Consider the following 9,093-nt stretch of genomic DNA (forward strand, 5'->3'; position numbering starts at 1 on the left):
TCCGGTGGTCCGTCATCTGCTGTTGACCTTATGGGCGAATCGCCCTATCTGCGCGGTCCATTCGTCTCATTCGAAATGATCGGTTTCGGGACGGGCGCCCATCAGGGTGGTCCATTTGCGATCCGTGTCGTGTCGAACAGGCGATAGTTGCAGCTATGAGATAGGGGCACCGCGGCCTTGGCATCGGTCCAACCCCTGTGGAGCATGGAGAAGTAAGTGGCTCGTATTGCAGGGGTGAACATCCCCACCAACAAGCGCGTTATCATTGCGCTCACCTACATTCACGGCATTGGCCCGACCTCGGCCAAGGCGATCGCTGAAAAGCTCGGCATTGATCCCGCCCGCCGCGTGCAGGACCTGTCGGACGCCGAAGTCCTGCAGATCCGCGAAACCATCGACGCTGAATACACCGTGGAAGGCGATCTTCGTCGCGACACCGCGATGAACATCAAGCGCCTGATGGACCTGCGCTGCTATCGCGGCCTGCGCCACCGTAACGGCCTGCCCGTTCGCGGCCAGCGCACGCACACCAATGCCCGCACCCGCAAGGGCAAGGCCAAGCCGATCGCCGGCAAGAAGAAGTAAGCAGAGCGCTTAGCTCTCGCTTTTCCCTTCTTTCCCAATACGAGGAAACAGAACAATGGCACGCGAACCCAACCGCATTCGGCGGCGCGATAAGAAGAACATTTCGAGCGGTGTTGCCCACGTCAACGCCAGCTTCAACAACACGATGATCACCATCACCGATGCGCAGGGCAATGCGATCAGCTGGTCGAGCGCCGGCATGATGGGCTTCAAGGGCAGCCGCAAGTCGACTCCCTATGCCGCGCAGGTTGCTGCTGACGATGCCGGCAAGAAAGCTGCCGAGCATGGTGTGCGCACCCTCGAGGTGGAGATCAAGGGTCCCGGCTCGGGCCGCGAGAGCGCGCTGCGTGCCTTGCAGGCTGTGGGCTTCACGATCACTTCGATCCGCGACGTGACTCCGATCCCGCACAACGGGGTTCGGCCGTCCAAGCGTCGTCGCGTCTGATCGAACTTGTGCCCGGTGGCAGGGCCCTCCTGCCACAACACACTTTTTCGCATCGGCCGCGGCGCTCCCAAGCGACCGCGGCCTTTGCCGCCAATACGAACCTTTAGGGGAAGTCCATGTCCGTCAACATGAAGAACTGGCAGGAGCTGAAGAAGCCCAACACCCTCGAGATCAAGGAAGGCGGCGACAAGAAGCGCAAGGCCACCTTCGTCGCTGAGCCGCTCGAGCGCGGCTATGGTCTCACGCTGGGCAACGCCCTGCGCCGCGTTCTGCTTGCCAGCCTTCAGGGTGCCGCCATCACCTCGATCAAGATCGAGAACGTGCTGCACGAATTCTCGAGCCTCGCCGGTGTGCGCGAGGATGTCACCGACATCGTCCTGAACGTGAAGCAGATCGCACTGAAGATGGAAGGCGAAGGCCCCAAGCGGCTGCAGCTTTCGGTTACCGGCCCGGCCGAAGTCACCGCCGGTGACATCGCCGTTACCGGCGACATCGAGGTGATGAACAAGGATCTGGTGATCTGCCACCTCGACGAAGGTGCGACGCTCAACATGGAGCTGACCGCCGATACGGGCAAGGGCTATGTCCCCGCCGTGTCGAACCGTCCGGTCGATGCGCCGATCGGCCTGATCCCGGTCGACTCGCTCTATTCGCCGATCAAGCAGGTCAGCTACAAGGTCGAGAACGCCCGCGTCGGTCAGGAGCTGGACTACGACAAGCTTTCGCTGACCGTCGAGACCGATGGCACCGTGACCCCGGAAGATGCTGTGGCCTATGCTGCGCGCATCCTGCAGGACCAGCTCACGCTGTTCGTCCACTTCGAGGATGGCATTCCGCAGCCGCAGTCGTCGATGATCGGCGTTGCTGCCGAGCCGCAGGAAAGCGACACCAACCAGCTCAACCGTTACCTGCTCAAGAAGGTCGACGAACTGGAGCTATCGGTGCGTTCGGCCAACTGCCTCAAGAACGACAACATCATTTACATCGGCGATCTGGTCCAGAAGACCGAAGCCGAGATGCTGCGCACGCCGAACTTCGGCCGCAAGTCGCTCAACGAGATCAAGGAAGTGCTCTCCAGCATGGGTCTGCGCCTCGGCATGGACATCCCTGGCTGGCCGCCCGAGAACATCGAGGAAATGGCCAAGAAGCTCGAACAGGAGCTTTTGGGCTAATACCTAAAGCCCTCTCCCCTCAAGGGGAGAGGATACGAAGCCTTGCGAGCTTGCTCGCCAGGCGAAGTTGGAGAGGGGTCTGCGACCGTCGCAATCCCCTCTCAACTGCGACTAGGCAACAAGTTGCCAAGTCTCGTTTCTCTCCCCTGCAGGGGAGAAAGGGTTGGGCCACCCGTCAGGCCTGGATCGGGCTACCTCACACGGGCCCCCTACGAACTGAAGGAAGATACAATGCGTCACGGTATTTCTGGCCGTAAACTCAGCCGCAAGTCGCAGCACCGCACCGCGATGTTCCGCAACATGGCGGCGGCTCTGGTCAAGCACGAGCAGATCCTCACCACCCAGGCGAAGGCCAAGGAACTGCGTCCCTACGTCGAGAAGCTGATCACCCTCGCGAAGAAGGGTGGCCTGTCGAACCGTCGTCTGGCCCACGCCCGCATGATGGACGACGCGCAGGAAAAGAAGCTGTTCGAGGTTCTGGCCGAGCGTTACGCGGGCCGCGAAGGCGGCTACACCCGCATCATCAAGGCCGGCTACCGCGCGAGCGACGCCGCTCCGATTGCTTACATCGAGCTGGTTGATCGCGACGTCGACGCCAAGGGCCAGGATTCCGGCCCGGTGCTGACCGAAGACGAATACGAAGACGCGTAAGCGCTCGTCGTCTCAGCGACAGACATGTGAAGGGGCCGGGGCAGCGATGCACCGGCCCCTTTCATTTTGTTGGCTGTCGATATGTTCATGCAAATGCCATCCAAGCTGAACGTCAGCTAACGCGCGAGTTCAGTCCCGTCTCACGGCGGCTTGGCTAGACCCTGGGTATCGGAGGCCCGACGGCCTCACCGAACTCAGGAGACGCCAGATGACCGCCATTTCCAAAGCTCTCGCCAGAGGCACCATTGCGACTGTCGCGGCAGGCGCGATGGCCGTGGCTGCGGCCAGCCCCGCCGCCGCGCAGGACCGCTACCGTCACAACGACCGTGACCGGGGCGGCCTCTCGACCGGCGAGATCATCGCCGGTGTCGCTGTGCTGGGCGGGCTTGCCGCCGTGCTTGCCTCCTCGCGCAACAACCGCGACCGCGATTATCGCTACGACGACCGCCGGGGCTGGAACGACTACCAGCGCGGGGCGGACCGGGCGATCAACCAGTGCGTGCGCGCCGCCGAGCGTCAGGCCCGGCGCTGGAGCGGCAGCCGCGCCGAAGTGACCGACATTCGCGACATCGACCGCAACCGTCGCGGGTTCGAGGTCAAGGGCCGGATCGCCGTGCGCGACGACTATCGTGGGCGTGGCTGGGACCGCGCCGGCTATCGCGGTCGCAACGACCGCTGGGACGAAGGCCGCTTCACCTGCCGGGTGCGCGATGGCCGGGTAGTCGATATCGACTTCCGCGGCATTCGGGGCCTGTAATCTGGTGCCCAAGGGGCGGGGCAGGGCGGTTCAGGCTGACGACAGTCTGAGCCGCCTAGCTTCCCTTAGATAGCCTCCTGAAGGAGTTTCCCGCATGATCCGTCTGTCTGCTGCCGTTACCTCGCTTGCCGTGCTGGCCATGGCGGCCACGCCTGCAAGCGCGCTGGAATTGCCCGCATCGGGAACGCTGGCCCCGCAGGTGGCGGTGGCGAGACAGATGGAGGCGCAGGGATGGGGTTACGATCGCTACGACCGCTATGATCGCTACGACCGCTATGATCGCCACCGCCGCTACCGTGATCGTGATCGCGGGGTCGGCGCGGGTGACGTGATTGCGGGCGTCCTGGTGCTCGGCGCGATTGCCGCCATCGCCACTTCGGGCCGCAACAAGTCGCGCGAACGGTATGACGAGCGCTATCCGCGCCGCGCCCCGGCCCAGGCCGACTATCGCCGCAACGACCGCAATTCCGGCTACAATTCCGATAGCGGGATGGACCGCGCCGTCGACATATGCGTCGCGCAGGTCGAGCGCGGCTCGACGCGGGTCGACAGCGTGGACAACGCCGCGCGCGGAGCCGATGGCTGGCGCGTGTCGGGCCGGATGACGGGCGGCGAGGACTGGCGCTGCTGGATCGACAACGACGGCCGCCTGCGCTCGCTCGACTTCGGCGACGGCTATGCCGACTATGGCAATGGCGGCGGCAATGGCGGCGCCTACACATCGGCCGAGGCCAGCGGCCAGCTGAGCGACGATGCCTATGCCCGTGCCCGCGCGGCCACCCGCTATGCCGGAGCCGACCGTGGCTATGCGGCGAGCGGCGAGATCGATGGCGATCTCACCAGCGGCCCCATGCCTGCCTACCCCGGCGGCCCGCTACCGGGGGACGAGGGCTATGGCAGCGGTATGCGCGGCTGATCAGGCGTCGGGCTTGCTGGTGCGCGAGTAGGCGGGCAGTTTCAGGTTCCAGATCAGCGCCGCGCCGCGCAGTCCGAAGCCGACCACCGATCCCGCCAGCAACGACAGCGTCTCGTCCACCCCGCACAGCATCAGCGTGGCAGCGGTCACCGCAGCCAGTGCCGAGGGGGTCACGTAGAGATCGGGCCGCATCATGATCGAGGGCACCCCTGCGACCATGTCGCGCAGCATGCCGCCGGCACAGCCCGTGACCACGCCGAGGATCATCGCGGGCACCGGCTCGACCCCGTAGGCAAGCGCCTTGCCGGCGCCCAGCGTCGAGAAAGCAGCCAGCCCTGCGGCGTCGGCCCATTCGAGCAACTGCCCCTCCCACCAGCGCACCGGGGTGACCCAGGCCACCAGCGCGGCCAGCAGGATTACCGGCGCGACCAGCGGATCATTGAGCCAGAACACCGGCGCATCGAGCATCACATCGCGGATCGTCCCGCCGCCGACCCCGGTGAGCAGGGCGAAGAAACTGGCGGTGACGAAGGTCTGGTTAAGCTGCATGGCCAGCAGCGCGCCCGACAGTGCGAACACGGCGATGCCGCTCAGCGTCAGCAGCGGAAGCAGAGGTTCGATCATGTCCGCACCCCGGAACGTGATCCGGAACGCGGTCCGGCCTTGCGGCGGCGGAACATCAGCACACAGCCGAGCAGCGCGCCGATTACGGCCAGCGCGGCGAACAGGGTCAACACCGGGTGCGAAGTGTTCTCGCGCGTTTCGAGGTCCATGATGTGCAGGCCCCACATAAAGTCATAGAAGCGCCACCAGCCCGTGCGCACGGCGACGATCTCGCCGGTGCTGGAGCGCAGGTAGATATTGGTGCCGTCGGAGAAATGGGCCTGCCAGGCGTCGAACGGCGCGCGCAGGTCCATCGGCGCAACGTCGGCGGGGAAATAGGTCACGCTTTCGAGCTTGCCGTCGCCGGTATAGGCGGCTTCGGCCATGCGCCGTGCTTCGCTTTCGATCAGCGGCGGCAGCACCTCGCCGGTGCGCGCGGAATAGCGGTAGCGCCCGCCATCGGCCTCGGTGACGAGCCAGGCCGGGCCGTCGACCTGCTCGACCAGCGAAATGGCGCGGGCCGTGTTGAGGCTGTCGGCGGGGAAGACCAGACCATGCGGCTCGATCAGCGGGGCCGCGGCGAGCAGGTTTTCGCCGCGTACCTCCTCGATGGGGTAAAGCGTCATCACTAGCCCGCTGATGCACCACATCAGGATCGGCACGCCCACCAGCCAGCCAAGCCAGATATGCCAGCGCGCGAATTTCAGCATGAGGTTACGACGGGCCATGGCCGCGCGCCTACACGAAAGGCCTAGCTTGTGGCGAACAGTTTTGACCGGTCGGCAAAGGCCTTCATCTCGATGGCATTGCCCGATGGGTCGGTGAAGAACATGGTCGCCTGCTCGCCGGGCTGGCCCTTGAAGCGGATATAGGGCGCGATCTTGAACGCGGTTCCGGCGGCAGTGAGCCGGTCGGCCAGGTCCTGCCACTCTGCCATGCTCAGCACGATGCCGAAATGCGGCACGGGCACGCCGTGCCCGTCGACCGGGTTTTCGTGCGCATCGGATCGCTGCTGCGTCAGATGAGCGACGATCTGGTGGCCGAAGAAATCGAAATCGACCCAGTGGTCGCTGCTGCGCCCTTCGGGGCAGCCCATCACGCCGCCCCAGAACGCGCGCGCTGTCGCAAGGTCATGCACGGGAAAGGCGAGGTGGAAGGGGGAGAGTTCGGGCACGTCAGAACCCCATCGGATGTTCGGCGAGAAATGCATATTCTTCCGCAGTCGTTGCCCGGCCAAGCGCCGCATTGCGCGCCGGATAGCGGCCGAAGCGGGCGATTGTTTCGGCATGGCGGCGGGCAAACTCTTCGCCCTCGGCAAGCTCTGCTGCGTGCATCAGCGTGATCGAGCGTTCGACATCGGCAAGCTGTTCGGAGTGCATGAACGGCATGTAGAGGAACATCTTTTCCTCGCCGGTCATCCCGGCATCGAAGCCTTTAACCAGCGCCTCGCGGGCCAGCGCCAGCGCCGCGTCGTCCTGGGCAAAGGCGCGCGGATCGTCGCGGAACATGTTGCGGCTGAACTGATCGAGCACGACGATGGCGGCGAGCGTGGTGTGCGCGGTCTCCCGCCAGGCGGGCGGAACGCCCTCGGCCAGCTCGGTATGAAGCGGGCCGAAGCGCTGCGCGATTGTCACGTCGATGGCGTCATCCTGCGCGAAGCGCTTGTCGGCCGGAACCTTCCCTAGCCAGAAGCCGAGCACTTCATCTGCGGCGCGGGTGGGGTCGAGCGGTGAGATCGTCATCGGCGGGCTCCTTCTGGCCATGCAAGCGCCACGGCATAGCCGATGATCGGGGCGGCACCATAGCCGATCAGCGGGGTGGGATAATTGTTCACCGCCGCCATGACCGCGAAACCGAACAGCGATCCCGCGAGCGCAAACCGCTCCGCCCGCGTTCCGGGGCCGGCAAACAGCATCAGCATGAAGGAGGTCATCAGCGCAACAAACAGCAGCAGGGCAAAAGGCCCGCTGTCGCCTGCCGCCTGCACCAGCACCCGCTCGACAAAGGGGACGGGAGGCAGTTCGCCATTTAGACCGGCATAGATGGTCGCGCCAAAGCCGAGGATCGCGACGACGCCCGCGCGCCAGTCCTTGGTCACGTGATGCAGCCCGACCGCCGCGATAGTGACGGCAAAGGTGGCGGCGGCATCGGGTTGCAGCAGCGCGGCCAAAAGCGCTGCGGCGAGCATCCAGTGGCCGTAGTCCTGATCCTGCGCCGACAGCCGCGCGAGCAGGGGCAGGACGAGCAGCCCGCTGTTGAGCGTCACCGGGCCCAGCGGAAGCCAGCGGGCGATGCCGTTCATATGCGGGCCGGTGACGAGCGGCACCAGCAACAGCGCCGCGCAGACGATGGCGGCGATCCGCCGCGTTTTCGCAGCAGTCAGCCCTTGCGGAACTGCCGCGACCAGCGCCAGCGCAACGACCAGCGCAGCGGTTGTGATCGCGAGGTAGGCACTGGATGCGCCAAAGCTCGCCATATAGGCGAGCCCGGCAAGAACCGGCAGCGCGAGCGCGAGCAGGGCGGGGAGTCGTGCCGTGACAGGCTCGCGCACCCTGCTCATCGCCTCACATGTGGATCGGCTTGCCGCGGACTGCCATGGCGGCTTCCTTGATCGCCTCGGAATGCGTCGGGTGAGCATGGCAGGTATAGGCGATGTCTTCGCTCAAAGCGCCGAATTCCATCGCCTGCGTCGCCTGCGCGATCATGGTGCCCGCCACCGAGGCGATGCACCAGACGCCCAGAACCTCGTCGGTCTCGGCATCGGCGATGACCTTCACGAAGCCGTCGGGCTCGTGGTTGGTCTTGGCGCGGCTGTTGGCGAGCATCGGGAACTTGCCGACCTTGATCGCGCCGCGCTCCTTCGCGGCCTCCTCGGTCAGGCCCACGCCTGCAAACTCGGGCATGGTGTAGACGACGCCGGGAATGAGGTTGTGATTGACGATGCCGATCTGGCCCGCGATCCACTCGGCCACGGCAATGCCTTCGTCCTCGGCTTTGTGCGCGAGCATCGGGCCGGGGACCACGTCGCCAATCGCGCGCACGCCCTTGACCTTGGTGCGGAACTGGCCGTCGACCTCGATCTGGCCGCGCTGGTTGGTCTCAAGGCCGATGGCTTCGAGGTTCAGCCCCTCGGTGTTCGGGCGCCGCCCGATCGAGACGAGCACGCAATCGGCTTCCAGCACCTCGGACTCGCCGCCAGCGGCGGGCTCGACGGTGACCCTGGCGCTCTTGCCCTTGACCTCGACCCCGGTAACCTTGGTCGAGAGCTTGAGCGTCATGCCCTGCTTCTTGAAGATCTTGCCCGCTTCCTTGCGCACATCGGCGTCCATGCCGGGCAGCAGCTGGTCGAGGAATTCGACCACGGTGACCTCGGCGCCCAGACGCCGCCAGACCGAGCCCAGCTCGAGCCCGATCACGCCGCCGCCGATGACGACCATTGTCTTGGGGACAGCAGGCAGATCAAGCGCGCCGGTGCTATCGACCACCACGCCCTTGTCGTTGTCGATCTCGACGCCGGGCAGGGGGGTGACGGAAGAGCCGGTGGCGATCACGATTTCCCTGGCCGAGTGGCTCTCGCCCTCGACCTCGACGGTGTGTTCGCCGGTGAACTTGGCGTGGCCCTTCAGCCAGGTCACCTTGTTCTTCCTGAACAGCATCTCGATCCCGCCGGTGAGCTGCTTCACCGCGTCGCGGCGCTGGCCGTGCATGGCTTCGAGATTGAGCTTGGGGGTCACCTCGACGCCCATCTTCGCCATCGCGCCATTGGCGGCGGCGTCGAAGTATTCGGACGCGTGGAGCATCGCCTTGGAGGGAATGCAGCCGACGTTGAGGCAGGTGCCGCCGAGCGTGGCGCGGCTTTCGACGCAGGCGACCTTGAGGCCCAGCTGCGCGGCGCGGATCGCCGCCACATAGCCGCCGGGGCCGGCACCGATCACAATGACGTCGAAATCGTAGTCTGCCATAA

Annotated in this window: 12 protein-coding genes; 6 read left to right on the forward strand and 6 right to left on the reverse strand. The window is 65.4% G+C overall.

The features are described from left to right. Positions 1-216: 216 nt before the first annotated feature. The 6 genes from rpsM to D2V17_RS00350 all read left to right on the forward strand — a co-directional run bounded on the left by rpsM (position 217) and on the right by D2V17_RS00350 (position 4,526). Positions 217-585, forward strand: a complete 369-nt coding sequence (gene rpsM / locus D2V17_RS00325) for a 30S ribosomal protein S13 (RefSeq protein WP_119591156.1) — start codon at positions 217-219, stop codon at positions 583-585. Positions 586-640: 55 nt separating this feature from the next. Continuing rightward, positions 641-1,030 carry a 30S ribosomal protein S11 gene (rpsK, locus tag D2V17_RS00330; protein ID WP_119591157.1) on the forward strand — a complete coding sequence of 130 codons (390 nt, stop codon included), beginning with the start codon at positions 641-643 and terminating at the stop codon, positions 1,028-1,030. A 116-nt stretch (positions 1,031-1,146) separates the two neighbouring features. After that, positions 1,147-2,202: a DNA-directed RNA polymerase subunit alpha gene (locus D2V17_RS00335; RefSeq protein WP_119591158.1), complete on the forward strand. Its 1,056-nt coding sequence runs from the start codon at positions 1,147-1,149 to the stop codon at positions 2,200-2,202. 231 nt (positions 2,203-2,433) lie between these two features. Then, positions 2,434-2,853 carry a 50S ribosomal protein L17 gene (gene rplQ / locus D2V17_RS00340; RefSeq protein ID WP_119591159.1) on the forward strand — a complete coding sequence of 140 codons (420 nt, stop codon included), beginning with the start codon at positions 2,434-2,436 and terminating at the stop codon, positions 2,851-2,853. A 208-nt stretch (positions 2,854-3,061) separates the two neighbouring features. Next, a complete protein-coding gene (locus tag D2V17_RS00345; protein WP_119591160.1) occupies positions 3,062-3,610 on the forward strand; it encodes a hypothetical protein in 549 nt (182 codons plus the stop codon). Positions 3,611-3,704: 94 nt separating this feature from the next. Further along, positions 3,705-4,526 (forward strand): hypothetical protein, encoded by an 822-nt coding sequence (locus D2V17_RS00350; RefSeq protein ID WP_119591161.1) that lies wholly within the window; start codon positions 3,705-3,707, stop codon positions 4,524-4,526. Here D2V17_RS00350 and D2V17_RS00355 read toward each other — a convergent pair whose 3' ends face one another. The 6 genes from D2V17_RS00355 to lpdA are packed head-to-tail and all read right to left on the reverse strand — an operon-like array spanning position 4,527 to position 9,091. Further along, the gene (locus D2V17_RS00355; RefSeq protein ID WP_119591162.1) at positions 4,527-5,150 is read right to left on the reverse strand and encodes a trimeric intracellular cation channel family protein; all 624 of its coding nucleotides are present in this window, start codon (positions 5,148-5,150) and stop codon (positions 4,527-4,529) included. It abuts the gene before it with no gap. Then, positions 5,147-5,857, reverse strand: a complete 711-nt coding sequence (locus D2V17_RS00360) for a PepSY domain-containing protein (RefSeq protein ID WP_119591163.1) — start codon at positions 5,855-5,857, stop codon at positions 5,147-5,149. Before D2V17_RS00360 ends, D2V17_RS00355 begins: the two co-directional genes overlap by 4 nt. A 23-nt stretch (positions 5,858-5,880) precedes the next feature. Beyond that, positions 5,881-6,303 carry a VOC family protein gene (locus D2V17_RS00365; protein ID WP_245978379.1) on the reverse strand — a complete coding sequence of 141 codons (423 nt, stop codon included), beginning with the start codon at positions 6,301-6,303 and terminating at the stop codon, positions 5,881-5,883. A 1-nt stretch (position 6,304) separates the two neighbouring features. Beyond that, positions 6,305-6,871, reverse strand: a complete 567-nt coding sequence (locus D2V17_RS00370; protein WP_119591165.1) for a DUF924 family protein — start codon at positions 6,869-6,871, stop codon at positions 6,305-6,307. Beyond that, complete coding sequence (locus D2V17_RS00375) at positions 6,868-7,689, reverse strand: hypothetical protein (protein ID WP_119591166.1); 822 nt, start codon at positions 7,687-7,689, stop codon at positions 6,868-6,870. The genes D2V17_RS00370 and D2V17_RS00375 overlap by 4 nt, the downstream gene beginning before the upstream one ends. Before the next feature lie 4 nt (positions 7,690-7,693). Further along, positions 7,694-9,091 (reverse strand): dihydrolipoyl dehydrogenase, encoded by a 1,398-nt coding sequence (lpdA, locus tag D2V17_RS00380; RefSeq protein WP_119591167.1) that lies wholly within the window; start codon positions 9,089-9,091, stop codon positions 7,694-7,696. Between the last annotated feature and the right edge of the window lie 2 nt (positions 9,092-9,093).

The organism is Aurantiacibacter xanthus, assembly GCF_003584015.1.
GTDB lineage: Bacteria > Pseudomonadota > Alphaproteobacteria > Sphingomonadales > Sphingomonadaceae > Alteraurantiacibacter > Alteraurantiacibacter xanthus.